This window comes from Pararhizobium sp. A13 (genome assembly GCF_040126305.1).
Taxonomy (GTDB): domain Bacteria; phylum Pseudomonadota; class Alphaproteobacteria; order Rhizobiales; family Rhizobiaceae; genus Pararhizobium.
Map to the genome: position 1 here is coordinate 3,636,494 of NZ_CP149510.1, position 23,250 is coordinate 3,659,743.

Here is a 23,250-nt window from a genome sequence, read left to right on the forward strand (position 1 = left end):
GTGTCACCGCCTATTCTTGAAAACCCATTTCAGGATCGGCGCCATGAAAGGCTGATAGAGATGCAGACCCGGATCGGCGCTGCGGATGGCCAAGGCCTCGTCGATTTCCGGATCCGGATCCTGAGCGATATGACCGGCGATGCGTTCGATCAGCTCTGCGGCGGTCGCGGAAAACCCGTAGGAACGGAAAACCGTGATGACGCCCCTGTCGTGCAGCGCATGAAATCCCGACACGCTGTCGGCATCGGACAATGCAAGCCCTGTTTCTTCCATCACTTCGCGCGCCATGTTGCCGTCCATGTCGCAGATGCCATCGCGGATATCCTCGGGATCCAGCGACCCGGCCGCGCAATAGACGCGCCCCGGATTGGCTGTGTGTCTGCCCATACGAATTGCGATCACCGCGCCATCAGACGAAACAATAACCGGGAGAGCGAATAGGTGGATTGCCGAAGTCACCGGCCGTGTCTTTCTCCACAACAGGAATGTCGAGAACCGCACGATGTGCGCCTCTCCAGAAATCACGCCGTCGCGAATGTGCACCGCGCGGGATAGCATCATGCGGCCGTCATAAAGGGCGGGATTGGCTAAAATCTCCTGCGCCCAGTTTTCCGCGATCTTGTCCCGCTCGGCGAGAAAATAGGGATGCGGTCCCTCCGTCACGCGCAAGTCGACGTGGCGGATGGGAAAGATCAGGCGTTCATCGGGCCACTCGGACATGTTGCTGGTCAGTTGCAGCATCGGGATCACACGTTGAGGGAAATGACGACGGGGCAATGGTCGGAGGCTTTCGGCCGGTCCCATCCCGTTCTCGGATAGCGCTCGACCTCCTGCCCTTTCGGGAAGATTGTGCGGTAGGGCTGACCGGCACGGATGATTTCCGGCACACTCGCCGGATTGCGTTTGGCAAGGGCCGGCGAGAGCCAGATATAGTCGAGCTGACAGAGGTGTCGTTCCTCCGGTCCACGGCTGTGAAACAGCGTCCATCGATCGAGTTCGGGCCGCCGCCGCATGGTGTTTTCGACAAAGCCGTCATGGCTCAGAATGTCCAGCGCGCTCTGCGTTTCCTGCCGCGGCACGAAACTATAGCCGTTGCGCCGGTCGCCGAGTACGTCGATCCGCTCCTGATAGTCGTTCATGTCGCCGCAGATGGCGAACATCTTGCCCGCCATGTTGTCAGCGCCAAAGCGGTTCTCGATGATGCGGCGGACAGCGGCGGCCTCTGCCCGTCTGACCGGCATCGTCGCCGTGCGCCCGTCAAGCCCTTCGCGCGCCGGCCCCATCGATTTGAAATGCACGACGAACAGCGTCAGCGGCCGCCCGCCGATGCGGAAATCCAGTTCCAGGCAGTCCCGCTTGAAAACGCGGTCGCCCGGCACGTTGGTTGCAGCCAGCGCGTCGTTGAAGAGATCGAAATCGGCATAGGTAACGGCGGCGTGGGATTTGACATCGACACATTCGATCTTCTGGCCGTCGCGGGTTTCCTCGCGCACCAGCACTGCAACATCGATGCCGCGGCTGTCATTGCCGTCGATCAGATATTTCTGCCGGTAGCCGCTGCCGACCATGCGAAACAGGTAGCCATATTCGAAGGCCTGTAGCGCCGCCATGTTGTCGGCTTCCTGCAGGCAGAGGATATCGGCGTCACAATCGGCGATCGCCAGCGCCGACATCTGTCGCGTATCATCGGTATGGGCGATCGTGCGCGCTTCCTCAAGCCGCTGATATTCCGCCTCGCTCTTCACGTCGAAAAGCCGCAGAACACGGTCCTGCTTGAGGTTATTGCGAAAGCCGGAGAAATCGAACCTGCTCATCAGGTTTTCGATATTGAACGTGGCGAGGCGAAGGGACATCAGACGATTCCGTATGCAATCGCCGAGACTTTAGACAATCACCGGCAAAAGTCGAACGCCTTTCTCCACGACGGTTCCCACCGCCACAACCGTGACCAAAATTGGGTTGGTCGGTTCCCAGCGAATAATCGGGCTTGATGAGCCGTTCCGCATACACAAGATCGATCCGCGGTCCGAAACGTGCAGAAGGGGGGATCCGCAATGCGAAATTGGAAACCGATACTCAAAACCGCGCTCGTCATCATACCTCTTCTCGGCACGGGCGCCGCGGCGGCCCACGCCGACAGTTTTGGTGCAATTTCGATCTCGCCGGCAACCGGCGCGACCGGTTGGTCGCATGACTATTCTTCGCGCTGGGAGGCCGAAGAGGTAGCGCAGTCCCATTGCTACAAAAATGCCGGTGATTGCCGCGTGGCCATCTGGTTCAAGAACGCCTGCGGCGCGGTGGCACGCGGACCGGACGGCGGCTGGGGCGCAGACTGGGCAACCGGACGCAGGCAGGCCCAACGGGCGGCCGTGGCGGCATGTTCCAACCATTCCTATGGTTGCGAGGTGATCCGCTGGCAATGTTCTGGTGGATACTGACCGCAAGCTCCGGATGCTCACAGCAGCCATCCCTGCCGGATGACAAAGGGCTGCAGAGCCCCGGAAGGAACGGCAGTCGCGGAATAGGCCTTAAGGCCTTGCCCGCCCGCCGTGCGCAACGACAGGGCAAAACGCTCACCCTCGAAGACGCAGCACTCCACCCGCAGCAGTATCCCTTGCGGATCGGCGACGACGTGTTCCGGGCGCACAAGCAGGGGACGGCTCGGCCCGGCGGTTTGCCGGAAGGCTGCCTCGATCGCCTGCCAAGGCACCAGACGCGAGCGCTGATCAGCCAGAGCCAGATCGAGGATGCCCCCCTGCCCGATCAAGCCGCCGACGATCCGCCCTTGCGGCCGCGCGTAGATTTCTTCTGGCGAAGCCACCTGCATCAACCGGCCCTCGGACATGACGGCGATATCGGTTGCCAGCGCCATCGCCTCGCTCTGATCGTGGGTCACATAGATCATCGTCGCACCGGAACGGGCGTGGAATTCGCGAAACGTTTCCTCCATCGCCGCCTTCAAGTGCCGGTCGAGATTGGCGAGCGGCTCGTCCAGCAGGACCACGTCGGGTGAGCTGACCAGGCAGCGAGCCAGTGCCACGCGCTGCCTCTGGCCGCCGGAGAGATCGGCCGGCCGTCGCGTCGCGAAATCCGCCAGCCGCACGACGCCGAGGGCGTCGCGAACCCGGCTTTCCCACGCAGTACCGGTGACGCCGCGGACCTTCATCGGATAGCCGACATTTTCCGCCACCGTCATATGCGGCCAGAGGGCATAGGACTGGAAGACCATCGCCATATTGCGTTTTTCCGGCGGCAGCGATCCGCCGCCATCCGCAAGCGTTCGCTCACCGAGAACGATCGATCCATCTGTCGGCTGCTCAAACCCGGCGATCATCCTGAGCACCGTCGTCTTGCCGCAGCCGGACGGCCCGAGCAAGGCAAGGAAACCGCCTTCACGCACCCGCAGCGACACGTCGGAAACCGCAGGCCTGCCGGTGCCGAAATCCTTGCTGAGGTGATTGAGAATCAGTTTCGCCACGGCAGCACACCTTTCGGCAGACGTTTCGCCAGCAATTCAAGCACCAGCATCAGGAGGATGACCATCACGACGACGACAACCGACAGCGCCGAGGCGAGATCGGAGCTGCCACTGTCATCCAGATTGAAGATCGCGACGCCAAGCGTCTGCGTGCCCGCCGTCCAGAGCAAAGCCGAGACCGTCAGTTCACTGCAGGCAATCAGGAAGACGAGAACGACGGAGGCACCAGCCGCTGGCGCGATGAGGGGAACGAGAATATCGCGCATCCGTCGCAGGAAGCCTGCTCCGGAAAGCCGGGCCGCCTCTTCGAGAGAGGGGTCGACCTGGAGAAAGGCGCTTGCCACCGGTTTGAGGCTGACCGCAAAAAAACTGGAAAAATAGGCAATCAGGATGATCCAGATCGTCCCATAGATCGAGACATTCAGCAGAGGCAGCGGCGCTGCGAACAACAGGATGAAGGCGACCGCGAGCACGATGCCCGGAAGCGCGTAGGGAATTTCGATCAGGCCGGCGATGATATTCGCGAGCTTTCCCGGACGGCGCGCGAGAAGATAGGCGGTGAGCACCGTCGTCAACAGCAGGCCGCAGGCGGTCGTTCCAGCCAGAAACAGCGAATTTGCAAAGGCCGTTACCGTCACCGACTGCCGGAACAGGATTTCCCGATAGGCCCCCAGTGACATCGTCTGAAAATTCAGCGGGACGCCGTAGGCTGGCACAAGGGAACTGGCGATCAGCGCAGCAAGTGGCGCGACCAGCACGAAGAACAGGATGGCGCAAAAGGCACCTTCCGTCAGGATGCGGAAAGGACCGAGCGAAAAGGCGGCATTTTTGCCCGAAAGCCCGATGATCCGGTAATCCCTGCCCTTCAATACCCATTGCTGAACGGTCAGACCGAGGCCGGCGATCATGGCAATCACCATGGAGAGTTGCGCCATCTCCGCGAAGGTCCCGGCACCGAAACTGGAAAGCCGGCTGTAGATCAGCGTCGGTAGAACGAAGATCGAAGCGGGAATGCCGAGGATGGCCGGGATGCCGAAATTGCCGACGCCGGAGACGAAGGCGATGGCCGCCCCTGCAATCAGGCTGGGCATTGCGAGCGGCAGGATGATGTCGCGGAAAACCCGCAAGGGGGAGGCTCCGGCCAGCCGCGCCGCCTCCACGCCATCGCGCGGCAGGGAGGCAAGGCCGGCCTTCAGCGCCAGGAACACCAGCGGCGCATGCTGGACGCCAAGCAGAAGCGCGATCCCACCCAGCGAATAAAGCGGCTGCGGACTGCCGAGCGGCGGCGCAATCCCCAGCGTCTTCAACAACGGGCTGGCGGGACCGGACATCTGCACCCAGGCAAGAGCCGTCACTTGCGGCGGGATCATCATCGGCAGCACGAAAGCGAAACTGAAGAAGCCCTTGCCGCGAAAGTCGGTCAGCGTGACCACGAAGGCGAAGGCCGCGCCCAGCAGGACCGAAATCACCATGCCGCCGACGGACGTCGTCAATGTATTGCGGATCGCGGCCCAGGTCGCCGGTTCGGCAAACAGGCCAGTGGTCTTGCCTTCAAGCGTAAAACGCAGGCCGGCATAGAGCAGACGCGCGAGTGGCAGCCCGCTCAACAGGAAGACGGCGATGACGACAACAGGGAGCAGCCAGACCGGCTGGCTGCTCCCGCGGGCGGAAAGCTTGGGCATCAAGACGGGTCAGTTGGTACCGAAGATGCCGGAGAAGGTCTTCAAGTCTTCCTCGGAGTTCTTGACCGCAGCGGCGGCATCGATCGGCAGAACCTTGATACTGTCGCGTGCCGGGAAACCTGCCGGCAGGGCGACGCCGTTGCGTGCCGGGATGTAGCCGAGCTTGACGGAAACCTGCTGGCCCTCATCGGACAGCAGGAAATCGACGAATTTCTTGGCCGCTTCGACGTTCTTTGCCGTCTTCAGGATGGCAACCGGCTCGGTGACCGCGCTGACACCCTCGGTCGGGAAGACAAACTCGACCGGCGCGCCCTTGGCCTTCTCGCGGATCGCCATGAAATCGACGACCATGCCGTAGGCCTTCTCGCCGGTCGCGACCGCCTTCAGGACGCCGCCATTGCCGCCTGCAGCCGTCGCGCCGTTTTCGGCGAGCGCTTTGTAGTAATCCCAGCCGAAGCCGTCGATCCCGGTCAGCGTCTGCGCATGGATGAGGGCTGCACCCGAAGTCAGCGGGCTCGGCATGGTCATCAGACCCTTGGCCTCCGGCTTGACCAGATCCTTCCAGCCCATCGGCTTCATCGCCACCGACGTGTTGTAGATGATGCCGGTGGTGATCATCTTGGTCGAATAATAGGCGCCGTCGGCGTCATAGAGCGCAGCGTCGAAATTCACCGCTTCCGGCGACTTGTACTCCAGAAGCTGGCCGGCTTCCTTCATGCGCTGGAGCGTCACCGTATCGGCGATCAGCAGCACGTCGGCGACCGGGTTGCCGGCTTCGATTTCGGCCAGCAGCTTGGCCATGATCTTGGTCGTTCCGTCACGCACCCATTCGACGTCCACGCCCGGATTGGCGGCCTTGAAGGCGTCGACGGTCGCCTGCGCGTCTTCGTTCGGCTGGCTGGTGTAGAGAACCAGGTTTTCAGCTTGCGCCGAAACGGCGATCAGGCTGGAGGCGACGAGTGCGGTGAATGCGCAAAGCAGCTTCTTCATCGGGCTTGATCCTTCTTGAGCGGAGAGCACCGATGGATAGTGGCGGCAGTTGACAGGGATGTGACACCAACGGCTCTCGGCAGCGTGCACCAACGTCGCACAAGGGTCGGAGGATACCGTAGCCGGCGTGGCAGGTGACATATCTGGGTCGATTCGGCTTCAAGCGGCTAAACCGGTTGATAATATTAGTAATATCTGCGACTCGAGAGTCGGGCGCAGCGTGCGGGGTCAGGGGGACATCGATGAGCAAGAGTACGCCATGGGGCGCGCGGCTGCGCTATGAGTTCGACAAGAGCATGGCCGCCGGGCCGATCGCGCTGATCGGCTGGCTGACGGTCATTTCGCTGTTCGTCATCGTCGTTGCCGGCGCCTTTCTCGCCATCACCAGGATCGCGCCGGAGGGCGGCGAGCCCGTGAGCTTCATCGAAGGCACGTGGGAATCGCTGATGCGAACCTTCGACGCGGGAACGATGGGCGGCGATACGGGCTGGGGTTTTCGCGGCGTCTCGCTGGTCGTTACAGTTGCCGGCATCTTCGTCTTCTCCGCCTTGATCGGCGTGCTCAGTTCCGGTCTGGAGAACAAGCTGGAGGAACTGCGCAAGGGGCGCTCCCAGGTGCTGGAGAACGACCACACCATCATCCTCAACTGGTCTCCTTCGATCTTCGACGTCATCTCCGAACTGGTCATCGCCAACACTAGCCGCAGGAAGCCGCGCATCGTCATCATGGCCAGCAAGGACAAGGTGGAGATGGAAGACGAGATCGCCACCAAGGTGGCTGATCTGAAGAACACCAAGATCATCTGCCGCAGCGGCGACCCGACCGACCTCTATGACCTCAGCATCGTCAATCCGCAGACATCCCGCTCCGTCATCGTACTCTCGCCTGAGGGCGACGATCCGGATTCGCAGGTGATCAAGAGCGTGCTCGCGCTCGTCAACGATCCCAACCGCCGGACCAAACCCTATCAGATCGCCGCCGAAATCCGCGACAGCAAGAATGCCGACGTCGCCCGCATCGTCGGTGGCAACGAATTGCAGCTCATCCTGGCCGACGACCTGATTTCCCGCATCGTCGTGCATTCCAGCCGGCAATCGGGGCTCAGCGCCGTCTATTCCGAACTGCTCGATTTCGACGGCTGCGAAATCTACACGCTGGAGCAGCCCGGCATCACCGGCAAGAGCTTTGCCGCCGCCGTCATGGCCTATGAGACCTCGACGTTGATCGGGCTTTGTGACGAAGAAGGCAAGGTGCATCTCAATCCGCCGCCGGGCCGCATGTTCAAGCAGGGCGAGCGTGCCGTCATCATCGCCGAGGACGATGCGGCGATCAAATCCGGCAACAGTGAAATTCATATCGAGAAGGACGCGATCCTGCCCGCCGAAGCACGCGACGCGGGACCGGAGCGAACGCTGCTCCTCGGCTGGAACCGGCGCGGACCGATCATTACCTTCGAACTGTCGCGCTATGTCGCCCCCGGCTCTCTGCTGACGATCGCAGCCGATACGCCGGAACTGGAGGACGACATCAAGGCCCTCAAGGTTGCCAACGGCAATATGGCCGTCGACTACCACGTGATAGACACGAGTAGCCGCGCCGAACTCGAGGCGCTCGACATTCCCGGCTACGACCATGTGCTCGTTCTCGGCTACAGCGACCACATGGCACCGCAGCCGGCTGACACCCGCACGCTGGTGACGCTGTTGCAGTTGCGCAAGATCGCCGAACAGGCGGGCCGGCATATCAGCGTCGTCAGCGAGATGACCGACGTGCGCAACCGGGAACTGGCGGAAGTAACCCGCGCCGACGATTTCGTCGTCAGCAACAAGCTGGTGAGCCTGATGCTGGCCCAAGCCTCCGAAAACGAATCCATGGCCGCCATCTTCGATGAACTGCTCGACGAGGACGGGTCGGAAATCTACATGCGCCCGGTCAGCGACTATGTGGCGATCGGCGAACCGGTGACCTTCTACACGATCTGCCTCGCCGCCTTGCGCCGCGGCGAAGTCGCGATCGGCTATCGCCGGCAGCGCGGCGGCGACCCGGATTTGCGCAAGCTCGGCGGCGTTACCGTCAATCCTGCGAAATCGGAAAAGCTGCTCTACAGCGAAATCGACCGTGTCATCGTCCTTGCCAAGGATTGAACAGGCGCGACGCGATGATGGGCGGCGGTTTTCCAGTGGCCGCCCCTTTCCTTTTCGCTGAGCGGCGCTAGCTTCGCCGCGTCTGCGCCTTCTCAAATCGATTGGGATATCATCATGGAATATCGTCTTCTCGGCCGCTCCGGCCTCAAGGTTTCGACACTGACCATCGGTACTATGACCTTTGGCGGCAAAGGCTGGGCGAAGACCGTCGGTGACCTCGGCGTCAACGACGCGCACAAGCTCGTCGATCTCTGCCTCGATGCCGGCGTCAACCTGATCGATACGGCGGATGTCTATTCGCAAGGCGTCTCGGAAGAAATCATCGGTGAAATCACCGGCGGCAAGCGCAAGAACGGGGTGCTGATCGCAACCAAGGCCCGGTTCCCGATGGGCGACGGCCCGAACGACGCCGGCTCCTCCCGGCACCATCTGATCCGCGCCTGTGAGGCGAGTTTGAAACGTCTGAAGACCGATGTCATCGATCTCTATCAGTTGCACGAATGGGACGGTCAGACGCCGCTTGAGGAAACAATGGAAGCGCTCGACCTGCTCGTGCGCCAGGGCAAGGTCCGCTATATCGGCTGCTCGAATTTCTCCGGCTGGCACATCATGAAGGCGCTTGGGGTCAGCGCGGTCGATCACCTCCCGCGCTTCGTCAGCCAGCAGATCCACTACACGCTCGAAGCGCGCGACGCCGAATATGAACTCCTGCCGATCTCGATCGACCAGGGCCTCGGCGTCCTGGTCTGGAGCCCGCTGGCCGGCGGTCTTCTCTCCGGCAAACACCGGCGCAACAAGACGGCCGCAGGTTCGCGGCAACTCGCCGGCTGGGACGAGCCGCCGATCCGCGACGAGGACCGCCTCTGGATCATCGTCGACACCCTCGTCGATATCGCTGCAAGCCACAACATTTCCGCCGCACAGGTGGCGCTCGCCTGGCTGATCGGCCGCAAGGCCGTCACCTCCGTCATCATCGGCGGCCGCACCGAAGCCCAGTTCAAGGACAACCTCGCGAGCGCCGACTTCGTGCTCACCGACGAAGAACGCCGCCGCCTCGACGCCGTCAGCGCCCCGCCGGTGCTCTATCCCTACTGGCACCAGCTACGCACCGCCAAGGACCGGCTCGGCGACGCGGATTTATCGCTGCTGGGACCGCATATCTGAAACCGGGTCAAATCGTCGTCAGCAGCAGGTTTAGTTCCGATTTCGAAGATGTCGGCCGCCGCGGATTGGCGGAACGGCATCCAAATGGGAGCGCGTCCACATGCCCTATGCCGTTCGACGTGCTCCCGGATGCAATCTTCGAGGCGGCCGTCGCCTGCCTCGAAGACAAAGTTAGGCCGCCAGAGCTTCCTCGCCGATCAGCCCGCCGAGGCGGGAAATCCCCTCCTCGATCATCGCCTCGTCGGCGCAGGAGAAGCTGACGCGGCAGGTGTTGGCGCCGGAACCATCGGCAAAGAATGCCTTGCCGGGCACGAAGGCGACCTTGGCCGTCGCCAGCGATTTGGCCAGCAGCTCGGCTCCGTCCATGCCGGCGGGCAAGGTCAGCCAGACGAACATGCCGCCCTCCGGCACGGTCCAGCTGACACCGCTCGGCATGTATTTGGCCAAGGCGGCCAGCATCGCGTCACGCCGCTTGCTGTATACGGCCTTGAGTTTGGCCACCTGCTTGTCGAAGCCCCGCTCGGCGACATGGCAGATGGCCATCTGGTTGATGGTCGAGGAATGCAGGTCGGCCGCCTGCTTCATCAGCACGAGCTTGCGGATGACGGTGTTGGAGGCACAGACCCAGCCGACGCGCAGGCCGGGCGCCAGCGTCTTGGAGAAACTGCCGCAATAGATCGTGCGGGTTTCGTTGATCGAGCCCTTGCGGGCGATCTCGAGCGCCAGGATCGGCGGCACGGCTTCGCCGTCGTAACGCAGCGACTGATAGGCGGCATCTTCGATAACCGCGATGTCGAGTTCTTCTGCAAGTTCAAGAACCTTTTCGCGCGCAGCCAGGTCGAGCGTTTCACCGGTCGGGTTGGCGAACTCGGCCGACATATAGGCGAACTTCGCCCGGCCGCCGGCCTCAGTGGCCGCATCGCGGTAGGTCTGCGGCGTGCGATTGCCGGACGGCGACAGCTGGTCGTAGGCGGGTTCATAGGCATTGAAGGCCTGCAGCGCGCCGAGATAGGTCGGCCAGGTCACCAGCGCCGTATCGTTCGGCGACAAAAAGAGTTTGCCGAGATAGTCGAGCGCCTGCTGCGAGCCGGAGGTGATCAGGATGTTCTCCGGTTCGCAAGGGATGCCGATGGCGGCCATGCGACCGGCAAGCCATTGCCGCAGCGGCAGGTAGCCTTCGCTCACCGAATATTGCAGGGCAGCACTGACGGTCGGTCCGCCGAAGATGTCGGCATAGGCAGCCTTGAAGTCCTCGTCCGGAAACAGTGCCGGGTCGGGAATACCGCCGGCGAACGAGATGATGTCCGGCCGGTCCAGCAGTTTCAGCAGTTCGCGGATTTCCGAAGCGCGCATCCGTGAAGATCGCGTCGCGAATATCTTTTCCCAATCGAGCATGGAAGTTTCCTCAGATTATGATTTTGCTGGAACACAACACGACCAGCCTATTAAGTCAATAATACTGACCTATATTTCGACGCCTAGCCACCTTTTCTCGCCCTGTTCTGCTGATGGTGGTAGCCAAAACAACTCGATGACGGGCGTGCCAGCTGTTCTCAGCGCAATGTGCAACGGTGCCGGCCAACGCCATTGACCAGCGAAAAAATGCGCCAAATGGCGCCAATTCGAAATGATGACAATTCATGAGGACAGGCATGGCGTTCAACGGCGATTTGATCGCCCGGGCAAGACTGCCTTCGGGCACCTGCCTGCGAAACCTCCTCGGTTGCGGAGGATTGGATCAGGCCTCGTGGTGCCCAAACATGCTCAAGGCCAGCAGCAACACGATAGCGCCGAGGATCAAGGCGTCGAACAAGGCGAAGTGGTAGAAGAACGTCTCCATCACAGTATCCTCCTGCCGGTTATAATACTGCAAAAGCCTAAATGTTCCAAATATTACCGATTGACGGCTACAAACAAATGGAAACGCCGGAGATTTCTCTCCGGCGTTCAGTATAGAGCAGGCGCAACAGATTAATGCTGCCTTGCAGCAAAATTAGTTCTTCGCCTTGTCGACCAGCTTGTTCTTGCCGATCCACGGCATCATGCCGCGCAGCTTGGCGCCGACTTCCTCGATCTGATGGTTATCGTTCATGCGGCGGATGCCCTTGAAGCGGGCGGCACCCGAACGGTATTCCTGCATCCAGTCGGAGGTGAACTTGCCGGTCTGGATGTCGTGCAGGACGCGCTTCATCTCAGCCTTCGTCTCAGCCGTGATGATGCGCGGGCCGGTGACGTATTCACCCCACTCGGCCGTGTTGGAGATCGAGTAGTTCATGTTGGCGATACCGCCTTCATAGATCAGGTCGACGATCAGCTTTACTTCGTGGAGGCACTCGAAATAGGCCATTTCCGGGGCATAACCGCCTTCAACCAGGGTTTCGAAGCCGGCGCGGATCAATTCGACAAGACCGCCGCAAAGAACGACCTGTTCGCCGAAGAGGTCGGTTTCGCACTCTTCCTTGAAGTTGGTTTCGATGATGCCCGAACGGCCGCCGCCGACGCCGCAGGCGTAGGAGAGAGCGAGGTCAAGCGCGTTGCCCGAGGCATTCTTCTCGACGGCAACGAGGCACGGAACGCCGCCGCCCTTCTGGTATTCGCCGCGAACCGTGTGGCCCGGGCCCTTCGGCGCGATCATGACGACGTCGAGGGTGTCCTTCGGCTCGATCAGGCCAAAATGAACGTTGAGGCCGTGCGCGAAAGCGATTGCAACACCGTCGCGGATGTTCGGAGCGATTTCGGCCTTGTAGATGTCGGCCTGCAGTTCGTCCGGCGTCGCCATCATGATGAGGTCGCCCCACTTGGCCGCGTCGGCAACGGTCATGACCTTGAAGCCATCGGCTTCGGCCTTCTTGATGGTGGCCGAACCGGCCTTCAGGGCGATGACGACGTTGTTGGCGCCGGAGTCCTTCAGGTTCAGCGCATGGGCGCGGCCTTGGCTACCATAACCGACGATAACGACGTTCTTGGACTTGATGAGGTTGAGATCGGCATCACGATCGTAATAGACGCGCATTGTAATTTCCTTCCCTTTGCTTGTCTCTTCCAGATACTTCCGGCCATCCTCTAGGGCTGGACCGAACCCTTTTCACGGCCGTAGAGGCGCAGGAAGGCCGAAACCGCCCGCTCCGCTCTTCGTCCGAAATCCTTGGCCATGCGGCCGCTATCCTCGCCGAGCAGCATGCGCAGATGCAGATCGGAAACGATCAGGCCATAGAGCGTATCATAGGCCTCGTCACGATCGTCGAACGCAAGCAACCCGGCACTACGCCCCGCTTCCAGCAACGCCCCCGCCCGCTTGCCAATTTGCCGCCGGCCGCGTTCCTGCAGCATCGATCCAAGCCTGGAGCCTTCCCGGCTCGCCTGCCCGATCGCCAGCCGGTTCAACGCCAGCGACACGTCGCCCGCCAGAACCTCCAGCAGGTCGCTCGCGAAGAGAACCAGATGCTCCCGCAACGTCACTGCCGTCAATATCCCGGCGTTATCTTCGAACGTGCGGACCTTGCTCGCCTGGTAGCCGATCATCGCCGACAACAGACCGTCGCGATCACCGAACCATTTGTAGAGGCTTTCCTTCGAACAGTTGGCCGCCCGCGCCACGCCTGCCGTCGTCAAGGCCTTCTCGCCGCCATCGACAAGCAACCGCAACGCGCTGTCCAGAACGGCGTTCTGGCGCGGCGAATAATCCGGCTGATGCGGGTGGGCGGCAAGCTGCAAAAATCCATCTCCATTCACAGTACCGTACGGTACGGTTCGCTGCTTATGCCGCAAAGCGTAAGGGCGGTCAAGGCTCTTAGAGAAGGAAATTGAGCCCCACTTTCTTACGAAGACAGCGCGCCTTGATGCCGAATATTGCCCAACCGCCAAACGTATTGAAGACAGCCAAGACAAACCCCAAAAATGGATACCTGGCATCCTTCCATCCAGGTTTCGCTTCAAGACAGGCTCCGCTAGTTTGCGGCTGCCAACATGCCCTCTCCCCGGAGTTTTCATGCCTCACCTGACTACAGCCGCCACGCTCCTGACCGCTGCCCTGATGCTGATGCCCGTGTCGGCCGCGGCTCAATCCGATGAAGAGGTCTATAACCGGATCGAAGCCCTGCATGGCAATGCCGGAGACCTCGCCGAACCGCTGTTGAGCCTGGTGGAAGCCATGGGCAATGGCGATGCGGCAACAATCGCCGGTCTCGCCGAATATCCGTTGCGGGTCGCTGCCAATGGCGAAAGCTACGACATTCAGAACGCCGACGATTTCGTTGAAAATTTTGACGCTCTCATCACGCCGGAAACGCGCGAGGCCGTTGCAAATCAGAAATATGACCAGCTCTTCGTCAACAGCGACGGCGTCATGCTGGCGGACGGCGCGGTCTGGATGAGCGGCATCTGCGACAACGACGATTGCAGTTCATCCCATTGGGCTGTGACCAGCATCAACAACTGAGGCTGCCGGGAGGAACCATGCGTCCTGACTTCATCGCCGTGGCGGCCGTGATCGCCCTTGTCACCGCAACAACAGGCTTTGCCGCCGATCTTGCGCCCTATGCCGGCACCTGGGATTGCGAGGTTTCGACCTTCACCTTCACCGGTGACACCTATGATGCAGGCGAAGGCCCGATGCCGATCCGCAAGGTCGAAAAAGTCGATGGCAGCTACGTCCTGTCCTTCGACGACGGGTACCAGATCAGCCTGTCGGGCGTCACCGACACCGCGATGCCATGGCTCTCGATGGCGAGCGGCGATCAGTTTGAGTGCAAGCGCGTCAAATAAGGCACCGCGACGCCTATCGCTCGGCGTGCCCGTCAGCCGATCCATCGCGCATGGCCTCTTTTTGCGTAATCAGCCGCGCGCTATGCTGGCCGCTGAGGTAGCTCCACAGCCAACTCCAGGCAACGGCGAAGCGGCTGCGTGTGCCGATGAGGAAGTAGATATGGGCGATCCCCCATATCCACCAGGCGAGCGTCCCGTTCACCTTGATGCGTCCGAAATCGATGATCGCTGATCGCTTGCCGATCGTTGCCAGGCTGCCCTGGTGGCGATAGCGGAAACCGGCGGGCTCCGTCTGGCCATTCAATCTGGCACGGATGACCTGTGCGACGAAAGCGCCCTGCTGCTTTGCCGCCGGCGCGATACCCGGCACCGGGGTGCCGTCCTCCCGCAAGACAGAAGCCGTATCGCCGATGATGAAGATATCCGGATGCCCGGATGCGGTGAGGTTCTTCTCGACGATTGCGCGGCCGGCACGATCCGCCTCGATGCCGAGCCATCGGGCGGCGGGCGAGGCCTGAACCCCCGCTGCCCAGACCATCGTGCGACACGCAATGAAATTGTCGTCTATCGTGACTCCGGCCTCGGTGCACGACGTTACCCTCTGGCCGGTGCGCACTTCGACGCCGCGTTTTTTCAACGCCCGATGCGCATAGGCCGATAGGTCTTCGGAAAATCCCGGCAGCACACGCGGCCCGGCCTCCACAAGAATCACCCGCGTTGTCCGGGTATCGACGCGGCGAAACTCCTTCGGCAGGGTCGACTGCGCGAGTTCGGAGATGATGCCCGCCAGTTCGACGCCGGTGGGGCCGGCGCCGATGATGGTAAACGTCAAAAGCGCTTCGCGCACCGCCGGATCGGTCTCGATTTCCGCCCGCTCGAACGCGAGCAGCAGGCGCCTGCGAATGGTCGTCGCATCCTCCAGCGTTTTCAGACCCGGGGCGACCGCCTCCCACTCGTCTTTGCCGAAATACGTATGGGTCGCACCGGTCGCCAGCACCAGCATGTCGTAAGGGATGGCCTTGCCGTTCGTCAGCCTGATGGTTTTCGCCGCCGCATCGACACCGTCGACCTCCGCCAGAATCGTCGTCACGTCGGGCCGATCGCGATATAGCCGGCGGATCGGCCATGCGATCTCCGAGGTTGCCAGAAGCGTCGTGGCCACCTGATAGAGAAGCGGCTGGAAAAGATGATGATTCCGCTTGTCGACGAGCGTGATGTCGAGGGCCGCACCGTTTAAGTCATTGACCAATTGAAGGCCGCCGAATCCGCCTCCGACGACCACCAGATGATGAGGCTTCGATGCTGGCATGACGCAATCTCCATTCGCCCCCAGTGTCTGCGCTCAGTTAGCCTCGCACAACTGCGCTGTCGGAATGGCTGCCCTGTTGAAACGTCATCCAACCCGGCAGCAGGCGCGAGGAAATCGCGCCGGACGCACTCGATGAGGAGCGAAAGAGAGAAGCGGTACTCGGCTCACCGCGCGTAATCCACCGGCACCGCCATCCCGCTCTTCAGCACCTCCATCGAAATCGAGGCCGAGACGTCGAACAGTTCCACCTTGCGGACGATCTGCTTGTAGATCACGTCGTAATGCTCGACACGCGGCAGTACGACTTTCAGGATGTAGTCGTAGTTGCCGGTCAGCCGGTGCGCCTCGACGATCTCGGGAATATCGGCGATCACCTTGCGGAAGATGTCGATCCAGTCGTCGGAGTGGTGAGCGGTCTTGATGAGGGCGAAGACGGTTGTCGGTACGCCCATCTGGTCGCGATCGAGCACCGCGATCCGGCGGGCGACATAACCGGCCTCCTCCAGCCGCTGAATGCGCCGCGAGCAGGCTGAGAGCGACAAGTTCACCTTTTCGGCAAGCTCACCGACCGACAGGCTAGCGTCCTCCTGCAACAACGACAGAATCTTCCGGTCTCTTTCGTCCAGCACGCCATGATCTCCTTTGCGGGTTGGCACAAGCGAGAAAAATTTGCACCAAAGTTAAACATCGTGCAAAAAGTAGGCGCAAAAGGCCGCAATGTCACGAAACAAAGCGAACACTTTCCGCCTCGCCTCGGCGACAATCTCTTCATCGGAAAACAAAGCGGAACAGGAACAGCATCATGCGCAAGATCGGCCTCATCGGTGGAATGAGCTTCGAAAGCTCGGCAGTTTATTACCGCATGATCAACGAAGCCGTGCGCGAACGGCTCGGCGGCCTGCATTCCGCCGAAGTCATGCTGCATTCTGTCGATTTCCAGAGCATTGTCGACCTGCAGAAGGCCGGCCGCTGGGACGACGCCGCCAAGCGACTGTCGGAAGTCGCACAGGGCCTCGAGGCCGCAGGTGCCGCCTGCGTGCTGATCTGCACCAATACCATGCACCTGATCGCCGACGCGGTTCAGTCGTCGATCTCGGTTCCGCTGATCAACATCATCGACCAGACCGCCGCATCGATGAAGGCCGCCGGCATCAAGCGCCCGCTGCTCCTGGCGACGCGCTACACGATGGAGCATGGCTTCTACACCGGCCGCATGGCGACCCATGGCATCGACGTCATGGTTCCGAACGCCGAGGACCGCACCCTCGTGCATGACATCATCTTCAACGAGCTCTGCGCCGGTGACGTCCTCGACACTTCCCGTCAGGCGCTGATGACAGTCATCGAGCGCGCCAAAAGTGAAGGCGCCGACGCGATCATCCTTGGCTGCACCGAGATCTGCCTGATCCTCGACCCGCACAACCTGCCCCTGCCCGGCTTTGATTCCACCGCGATCCATGCCGAGGCGGCCGTTGATTTTGCGCTGAAAGGTTTATCGCAGCTCGGTCAACAGGCGGCCTGACGTCGTTGTAATTATTTGACTCAGTCAACTAATTCATGGCAATCTCCCAAACAAGGAGAATGCCATGAACACACACGCGACCTTGCATGATCCGCAGCCGGCCGACCGCATCGAGACCGTGCGTGCCTTCAACCGCTTCTACACCAATCAGCTGGGCCTGCTCGGCCGCGCCTTCCTCGACAGCCGGTTTACGCTGACCGAAGCGCGCATCATCTACGAACTGGCGGCCCGACCCGGTCTGCCGGCAAAAAAGCTGATCGAGGAACTGCATCTCGACCCCGCTTATCTCAGCCGCATCCTGAAAAAATTCCGCAACGACGGGCTGCTTCTTACCAGGCCGGACCCGCAGGACCAGCGCAGCCAGCTGCTTGAACTGACCGCAGAGGGTGTGTCGCAGGCCCGCATCCTTGCCGTCCGCTCCCGTGAGGAGATCGCGGCCATGCTCTCGCTGCTCAACGCCGCACAGCAGGAAACGATCGCTACCGCCATGGGCCGGATCGAGACGCTCCTTTCGGCGCCGGCGACGAGAGACTTCATCCTTCGCCCGCACCAGCCCGGCGACATCAGCTGGGTTCTCGACCGACAGACGAAGCTTTACATCGAGGAATATGGCTGGAACGGCGAATATGAAGGGTTGGCGATGCGGATCGCCGCCGATTTCATCCAGAATTTCAAACCCGGCCGCGAATTCTGCTGGATCGCGGAATTCGGCGGCGAGATCGCCGGTTCGGTGTTTCTGGTCGATGCTGGCGGCGGCACGGCCAAGCTGCGGCTGCTCTATGTCGAGCCCTTCGCCCGCGGCCTCGGCATCGGCCGCGCGCTGGTTCACCAGTGCGTCGCCTTTGCCCGCGATGCCGGCTACGAGACGCTGACGCTGTGGACCAACGACGTTCTCGTCAGCGCCCGCAAGATCTACGAGGCCGAGGGCTTCGTTCTTGTTGCAGAGGAAAGGCATCACAGCTTCGGAAAGCACCTGAACGGCCAGACCTGGCAGCTCGGTCTCTGATAGCCGCGGGGAGGTCGAGCAGAAACTACGCCATACCGCTGAGCAGGCTGAGGTCCTCTTGCCACTTGCATTCCGTCAGGCCGACGGGCCCGAAGGGATCGATCAACGTGCCGGCCACGATCGACGCCAGCAGCCCGGGCATCGGCGGCACCTTCGCGATGGTGGAGACAAGCCAGTCGCGCACCCAGGCAATGGCGTTGGAATCCGACTGGTAGAAGGGCGTGAACGCGAGCGACAGGAGCTGGAACAGCCGCACGTGATTGCGGCGCGCCCGGGCATAGGCCGCAAGCGCCAACGGGATGTCAGCGTAGCGCGCCAGCGCGTGGCTGAGCGCCGCCGCATCGAGCAGCGCCATATTGGCGCCCTGCCCCAATTGCGGGCTGGTCGAATGGGCGCTGTCGCCGATGAAGACCAGCCGGTCCGAAAAGGGCGGCAAGGCGGTCCGGTGCGCGTAGCGCGCCAGCGTCAGCTGATCCCAATCCTCGATCTGGTCGAGAAACGACACGCAGTCCGGCCAGTAGCCGCGGATGATCGCTTTCCACCGCTCAAGTCCAGCCGCCTTGACTGCCTCGACATCGGCAACCTTCAGGCTCCAGAAGAAAGCCACTCGCTCCGGCTCATCCCTCCGTATCCGCCCGGTCGGTAGCAAGCCGATCATCACCTTGGCCTTGTCGTAACGCTGCGACAGAGCGCTTTTGTCGTAGGCCGCGCCCTGGCCGTCGAGCGTTGCCCAGAAGGCGCCATAGGTCAGGTCGCGAATGGAAGGCGCGGTAGCGGCTTTGGCAGCCAGCATGGACCGGGCGCCGCTGGCGTCGATCACCAGATCGTAGTCGCCAACCACACCTTCGGCATTTTTCAGCACGGCGCGATCACCGCGCATTCCGGTTGAGGCAATATCGGTGCCGGTGCGTATCCGGATGCCGTCGGCAACGGCCGCATCATGCAGCGTGCTGAAGAGCGCGGCCCGCTGCACCGCAAGACCGTAACGCCCGCCCGGGGCTGCGTCATAGCGCACGTCGAGTACGGTCCGCCCGCTGTTGGCATCGGCGCCGTGCAGCCGGTCGATGCGGCTGCCGATGGCATGGATGGTATCGAACAGCCCAAGCGCGTTCAGAACAGTCAGCCCTGTCGGCTGCATCAAAAGTCCGGACCCGACTGGCGCCGGCGTCTCGAACCGTTCGAGAATTTCAACCCGATGACCGGCGCGCGACAGGAAAAGGGCCGCTGCAAGACCTGCCGGTCCCGCTCCCGCCACGCCGATATCGAGTTGTTTCATCAATGCCTATCCAGATGTCGTCCCCGTCGGCATCTGTAACAGTCCGGGCCGCGAACCGTCCAGCCGCATCAGCGCTGTCAGATCGTCACACAGCCGTCGCGTCATATTCGGACCGCGCCGCCCGGATCGCATCATGGTGCGCCTTCGACCAGTCGACCAGCCCTTTGACAAGCACGAGGAAGGACTGCCCCAGCGGCGTCAGCCGATATTCGACGCTCGGCGGCTGGGTCGGAAAGACCTCGCGGCCGATATAGCCGTCGCGTTGCAGGTCGCGCAGCGTCTGGGTCAGCATGCGCTGGGAGATATCCGGGATCAGCCGGCGCAACGCCGAAAAGCGCATCGGTCCGTCGGCCAGCGCCAGGATCATCAGAGTGTTCCATTTGCCGCCGATATTGTCGATGACGTCGCGCACCGGGCAATCCTCACGGGAAAAAGCCATCCCCATGACGACGATCACCCGTTCGCCCACCGTCTTGCCTGCCACCTTGTTCATGGGCCGGTTCCCTTCACGTAACCACCGCAGAAAAAACTGCCTCCTTTACATCCGCCAGACGATAACGAAATAAGAGAAGGTCTCATTTGGGAACCATATCTCAAACCGGATGCTTCAGCAACGCGCTGCGGCGCCGTTTGACAAGCAAAGGAAGCATCATGTCCGAAACCCTCCTCGTCACCGGTGCCGCCGGCCAGCTCGGCCGCCTCGTCCTCGATGAACTCCTCGCCTCCGGCAAGGTCTCGCCGGCCAACATCATCGCCACTAGCCGCGATGCCGCCAAGCTCGCCGACTATGCCGCCAAGGGCGTCCAGACCCGCTCGGCAAGTTTCGACGATGCCGCCTCGCTGGAGGCCGCCTTCAAGGGCGCCGACCGCATCCTGATCATCTCCACCGACGCACTGGACGAAGCCGGCAAGCGCCTGCGCCAGCACCAGACGGCCGTGGCAGCCGCGCAGAAGGCAAGCGCCAAGCATATCCTCTACACCTCGATGCCGAGCCCGGAAACCTCGGTCATCCCCTTTGCGCCGGACCATCTCGGCACCGAAAACGCGATCAAGGCGACCGGCATCCCTTACACCATCCTGCGCAACGGCTGGTACATGGAAAACCTGTTCCTGGCGCTGCCGCATGCGGTCGCCGATGGCAAGTGGTACAGCGCATCCGGTGAAGGCCAGCTTGCCCATATCGCGCGGGCTGACATTGCCAGGGCGACCGCCGCGGCGCTTGCCTCCGGCGCGACCGAGAGTGCGACCTACACGCTGACCGGCGAAACCAAGCGCACGGTGAACGAAATCGCTGACGTCGTATCGAAGGTCACCGGCAAGCCGCTTGACGTCGTGCATGTCACCGACGAGCAGCTCGCAGGCGGGCTGAAGGCCGCCGGCCTCCCCGATTTCCTCATCCCCGTCATCGTCTCCTTCGACACCAATACCCGCGAAGGCCACATCGATATGGTCACCGAGGATGCCGGCACGCTTTCCGGCGAGAAGCTGGCGACGCTGGAAAGCTTCCTGAGCGCCAGCAAATCAGTATTGCTCGGCTGATCGAAGAAAGGGCTCCGCGCGAACGGGGCCCTTTTTTCATGAGAACAAACAACGTCTCAAATACCCTGCCCGCAAGCGCAGCAGAAGCGGCGAACGGTTTCCGCCATGCCGTATTGCAGTGCATCCGCAGTCAGACCGTGGCCGATCGAGACCTCGGCGAGGTTGGAAATCCGCGCCGCCAGCGCCGGCAGATTGGCAACCGTCAGGTCGTGCCCGGCATTGACGTCGAGACCAAGCCCAATTGCAAGATCGGCCGTGCGCCCCAGCTCCTCGAGAAGCACGGCACCCCGCTCGGGATCGTCGTAACAGCCGCCATAGGGGCCGGTGTAAAGCTCGATCCGGTCGGCGCCGGTCTCCCTGGCGATCGTCAGCGCCTCGATGTCCGGATCACCATCGGCAAACAGCGACACCCGAAACCCCTTCTTCTTCAGGCGTCCAACGACATTGCCGAGCAGATTGTGGTTTTTGCGGAAGTCCCAGCCGTGGTCCGAGGTCGCCTGCGCCGGATCGTCCGGTACCAGCGTTACCTGCTCGGGCTGATGGCGCTCGACAAGTTCCAGGAACTCCTCGTTCGGAAAACCTTCCATGTTGAATTCGGCCTGAGGATAAAGATCGTCGAGCAAAGCGCGGATCGGGGCGAGATCTGAGAAACGGATATGCCGCTGATCCGGACGCGGATGCACCGTCAGGCCGCTTGCGCCGGCCTCGAGCGCAATTTGCCCCAGTCCCGTCACCGATGGCCAGGGGAGATCACGCCGGTTGCGAAGCATGGCGATCGCGTTCAGGTTTACCGAGAGTTTCGCAGGCATTTCAGCACTTTCGATGGGAGATGGCGTCGTGGGTGGCCTTTTCTAGCGGTTCCTTGTTCGGCCCGCAACAAATCGGCAATCCCGAAAATGTCCCTGTCACAATAAACCGCGAGCCTGGCTCCCCTGCCTATTTCATAGGAAACTCAAGTTTCATGATTGGAGTACCTGACAAACCAGCAAAAGTCCGGTTTAATGCAGACTCAAGTACAAGCCATACGCTCCCGGTTGGTGAGCGGCGGTGCTGAAATCCCACGGAAAGATCCAAGCCGAGACCAATGAGCCTTCGTTTTTGCCGCGACATCACCGAATCGACTGTCGCTCCGGACAATGGAGCGCGGGCATCGGTGTGTTTTTCGGGGAGAACGCGTTGACGGACGAGCACGACAGGCCCGACGATCATGCCATCCACCATGCGCTGGACAGCGTTCTGTCGAGTGCTCAGTTCGCGCGCTCGGAGCGACTGCGCGCCTTCCTGAAATATGTCGTCGAAAGGGAAATCGAGGGCAATGGCCACCAGTTGAAAGGCTATACGATCGGCATAGATGTCTTCGACCGGCCGCAGGCCTTCAACGCTGACAGCGACCCCCTTGTGCGCGTCCATGCCGGCAAGTTGAGGAAACTGCTCGCGGCCTATTATGCCGCAGACGGCGCCGGAGACGCGTGGCGCATCGATATTCCGAAGGGCACCTATGTGCCTGAATACCTGCGCCAGTGGGTAGCGCCGTTCACGCAGACCGAAACGGAACGCCTGCCGGTACAGCCGCGCCGGGCCGCGTCCCGCCGGGTTCCCTGGCTGCCGGCGCCGTTGTCCTCGCCCCTGGCTCTGCTTTCCGCCCTGCCGCTGTTGATTTTCGTGCCCTTGTCCTCACCTGCCATGAGTGTGAATATCCCGGCACAGTCGCGTCTGCACGATGCGGTCCTGGAGCGTAAATTCGCCAACGATCTTCCAAAGATAACCGTGCGGTCCCAATGGCCGCGCACGAGCAGTGCCGCGCGCTTTGCCGACGCGTTCCGCACCGCCGCGTCGCACTACCGGACAATCAACTCCGTGCCCGGTACCGCGCTTTGGCAACAGTCGCAATCGGCCGCAATCGACCCGCTGGCGTTCACGATTTCCATCTCCCAGCAGAAATCGCCGGCCGGTCTGCGAATTCTGCTCACGCATGACGCTTCCTTAGAAACGCTCCACGATGGGTTTCTCGACGATGCGCGCGTGGCCGGCGAAGCGGATATTCTTTACGAGAGCCTTGCCCTTGCGGCAAAGACTTTGGCTGCAGACGGCCACATCTTTCGCTATGCGAGCGGTGCTGCAATCGACAGCCCGCTGATGGAATGCATGGTGCTGACGGACACCTACCGGCATCTGCAGACGCGCGAATCCTTTCATGAGGCCAAGGCCTGCCAGGAAAAACTGTCTGCCGATCATCGTCGGAAGCTGGCCTTCGTCATAAGCGCGGCCGCCCTGCCCTCGACGCTCATTCGCTAGCCGCCCGAAACGCATGAAGTTGATCAAAAATCCCAGATTTTATCCCTAATATTGCTAGCTATCAATTTTCGCGCCCCGCGT

At 61.6% G+C, this 23,250-nt stretch carries 22 protein-coding genes; 9 read left to right on the forward strand and 13 right to left on the reverse strand.

Translation table 11 applies throughout. The features are described from left to right. Positions 1-3: 3 nt before the first annotated feature. Entirely contained in the window at positions 4-741 is a 738-nt protein-coding gene (locus WI754_RS17890) for an NUDIX hydrolase (RefSeq protein ID WP_349434800.1), read from the reverse strand. Positions 742-746: 5 nt separating this feature from the next. Further along, positions 747-1,853: an endonuclease/exonuclease/phosphatase family protein gene (locus WI754_RS17895; protein ID WP_349434801.1), complete on the reverse strand. Its 1,107-nt coding sequence runs from the start codon at positions 1,851-1,853 to the stop codon at positions 747-749. Between the two features lie 201 nt (positions 1,854-2,054). On the opposite strand from WI754_RS17895, the gene WI754_RS17900 reads away from it, so the two are divergent. Continuing rightward, positions 2,055-2,438, forward strand: a complete 384-nt coding sequence (locus WI754_RS17900) for a DUF4189 domain-containing protein (protein ID WP_349434802.1) — start codon at positions 2,055-2,057, stop codon at positions 2,436-2,438. Positions 2,439-2,455: 17 nt separating this feature from the next. On the opposite strand, the gene WI754_RS17905 is transcribed toward WI754_RS17900, so the two are convergent. The 3 genes from WI754_RS17905 to WI754_RS17915 are packed head-to-tail and all read right to left on the reverse strand — an operon-like array spanning position 2,456 to position 6,150. Next, on the reverse strand, positions 2,456-3,478 hold the full coding sequence (locus WI754_RS17905) for an ABC transporter ATP-binding protein (RefSeq protein WP_349434803.1): 1,023 nt from the start codon (positions 3,476-3,478) through the stop codon (positions 2,456-2,458). Beyond that, the gene (locus WI754_RS17910) at positions 3,466-5,160 is read right to left on the reverse strand and encodes an iron ABC transporter permease (protein ID WP_349434804.1); all 1,695 of its coding nucleotides are present in this window, start codon (positions 5,158-5,160) and stop codon (positions 3,466-3,468) included. The genes WI754_RS17905 and WI754_RS17910 overlap by 13 nt, the downstream gene beginning before the upstream one ends. Positions 5,161-5,169: 9 nt before the next feature. After that, positions 5,170-6,150: an ABC transporter substrate-binding protein gene (locus tag WI754_RS17915; RefSeq protein ID WP_349434805.1), complete on the reverse strand. Its 981-nt coding sequence runs from the start codon at positions 6,148-6,150 to the stop codon at positions 5,170-5,172. A gap of 242 nt (positions 6,151-6,392) precedes the next feature. Between WI754_RS17915 and WI754_RS17920 the strand changes: the two genes are divergently transcribed. After that, complete coding sequence (locus WI754_RS17920; protein ID WP_349434806.1) at positions 6,393-8,294, forward strand: hypothetical protein; 1,902 nt, start codon at positions 6,393-6,395, stop codon at positions 8,292-8,294. 114 nt (positions 8,295-8,408) lie between these two features. Beyond that, a complete protein-coding gene (locus WI754_RS17925) occupies positions 8,409-9,458 on the forward strand; it encodes an aldo/keto reductase (protein ID WP_349434807.1) in 1,050 nt (349 codons plus the stop codon). Between the two features lie 171 nt (positions 9,459-9,629). Here the strand turns inward: WI754_RS17925 and WI754_RS17930 are convergent, their stop codons facing one another. The 3 genes from WI754_RS17930 to WI754_RS17940 form a co-directional block, all read right to left on the reverse strand. After that, the gene (locus tag WI754_RS17930; protein WP_349434808.1) at positions 9,630-10,853 is read right to left on the reverse strand and encodes a PLP-dependent aminotransferase family protein; all 1,224 of its coding nucleotides are present in this window, start codon (positions 10,851-10,853) and stop codon (positions 9,630-9,632) included. Between the two features lie 598 nt (positions 10,854-11,451). Further along, positions 11,452-12,471 (reverse strand): ketol-acid reductoisomerase, encoded by a 1,020-nt coding sequence (ilvC, locus tag WI754_RS17935; RefSeq protein WP_037122358.1) that lies wholly within the window; start codon positions 12,469-12,471, stop codon positions 11,452-11,454. A gap of 50 nt (positions 12,472-12,521) precedes the next feature. Then, a complete protein-coding gene (locus tag WI754_RS17940) occupies positions 12,522-13,172 on the reverse strand; it encodes a TetR/AcrR family transcriptional regulator C-terminal domain-containing protein (RefSeq protein WP_349434809.1) in 651 nt (216 codons plus the stop codon). A gap of 274 nt (positions 13,173-13,446) precedes the next feature. On the opposite strand from WI754_RS17940, the gene WI754_RS17945 reads away from it, so the two are divergent. Next, positions 13,447-13,896 (forward strand): hypothetical protein, encoded by a 450-nt coding sequence (locus WI754_RS17945; protein ID WP_349434810.1) that lies wholly within the window; start codon positions 13,447-13,449, stop codon positions 13,894-13,896. A gap of 17 nt (positions 13,897-13,913) precedes the next feature. Then, positions 13,914-14,222: a hypothetical protein gene (locus WI754_RS17950; RefSeq protein ID WP_349434811.1), complete on the forward strand. Its 309-nt coding sequence runs from the start codon at positions 13,914-13,916 to the stop codon at positions 14,220-14,222. A gap of 13 nt (positions 14,223-14,235) precedes the next feature. Here the strand turns inward: WI754_RS17950 and WI754_RS17955 are convergent, their stop codons facing one another. Next, complete coding sequence (locus WI754_RS17955) at positions 14,236-15,531, reverse strand: NAD(P)/FAD-dependent oxidoreductase (protein WP_349434812.1); 1,296 nt, start codon at positions 15,529-15,531, stop codon at positions 14,236-14,238. Positions 15,532-15,695: 164 nt separating this feature from the next. Next, on the reverse strand, positions 15,696-16,160 hold the full coding sequence (locus WI754_RS17960; RefSeq protein ID WP_349434813.1) for an Lrp/AsnC family transcriptional regulator: 465 nt from the start codon (positions 16,158-16,160) through the stop codon (positions 15,696-15,698). A gap of 173 nt (positions 16,161-16,333) precedes the next feature. On the opposite strand from WI754_RS17960, the gene WI754_RS17965 reads away from it, so the two are divergent. Beyond that, complete coding sequence (locus tag WI754_RS17965; RefSeq protein WP_349434814.1) at positions 16,334-17,053, forward strand: aspartate/glutamate racemase family protein; 720 nt, start codon at positions 16,334-16,336, stop codon at positions 17,051-17,053. Between the two features lie 64 nt (positions 17,054-17,117). Next, positions 17,118-18,059, forward strand: coding sequence for a helix-turn-helix domain-containing GNAT family N-acetyltransferase (locus tag WI754_RS17970; protein ID WP_349434815.1), 942 nt, complete (start codon positions 17,118-17,120; stop codon positions 18,057-18,059). A 25-nt stretch (positions 18,060-18,084) separates the two neighbouring features. Here the strand turns inward: WI754_RS17970 and WI754_RS17975 are convergent, their stop codons facing one another. Further along, complete coding sequence (locus tag WI754_RS17975) at positions 18,085-19,335, reverse strand: NAD(P)/FAD-dependent oxidoreductase (protein WP_349434816.1); 1,251 nt, start codon at positions 19,333-19,335, stop codon at positions 18,085-18,087. Positions 19,336-19,420: 85 nt separating this feature from the next. After that, positions 19,421-19,780: a helix-turn-helix domain-containing protein gene (locus WI754_RS17980; protein ID WP_349437860.1), complete on the reverse strand. Its 360-nt coding sequence runs from the start codon at positions 19,778-19,780 to the stop codon at positions 19,421-19,423. 206 nt (positions 19,781-19,986) lie between these two features. Between WI754_RS17980 and WI754_RS17985 the strand changes: the two genes are divergently transcribed. After that, positions 19,987-20,874, forward strand: coding sequence for an NmrA family NAD(P)-binding protein (locus WI754_RS17985; protein WP_349434817.1), 888 nt, complete (start codon positions 19,987-19,989; stop codon positions 20,872-20,874). Positions 20,875-20,930: 56 nt separating this feature from the next. On the opposite strand, the gene WI754_RS17990 is transcribed toward WI754_RS17985, so the two are convergent. Further along, positions 20,931-21,683: a pyridoxine 5'-phosphate synthase gene (locus WI754_RS17990; RefSeq protein WP_349434818.1), complete on the reverse strand. Its 753-nt coding sequence runs from the start codon at positions 21,681-21,683 to the stop codon at positions 20,931-20,933. Positions 21,684-22,050: 367 nt separating this feature from the next. Between WI754_RS17990 and WI754_RS17995 the strand changes: the two genes are divergently transcribed. Beyond that, positions 22,051-23,169 (forward strand): hypothetical protein, encoded by a 1,119-nt coding sequence (locus tag WI754_RS17995; RefSeq protein ID WP_349434819.1) that lies wholly within the window; start codon positions 22,051-22,053, stop codon positions 23,167-23,169. Positions 23,170-23,250 lie beyond the last annotated feature (81 nt).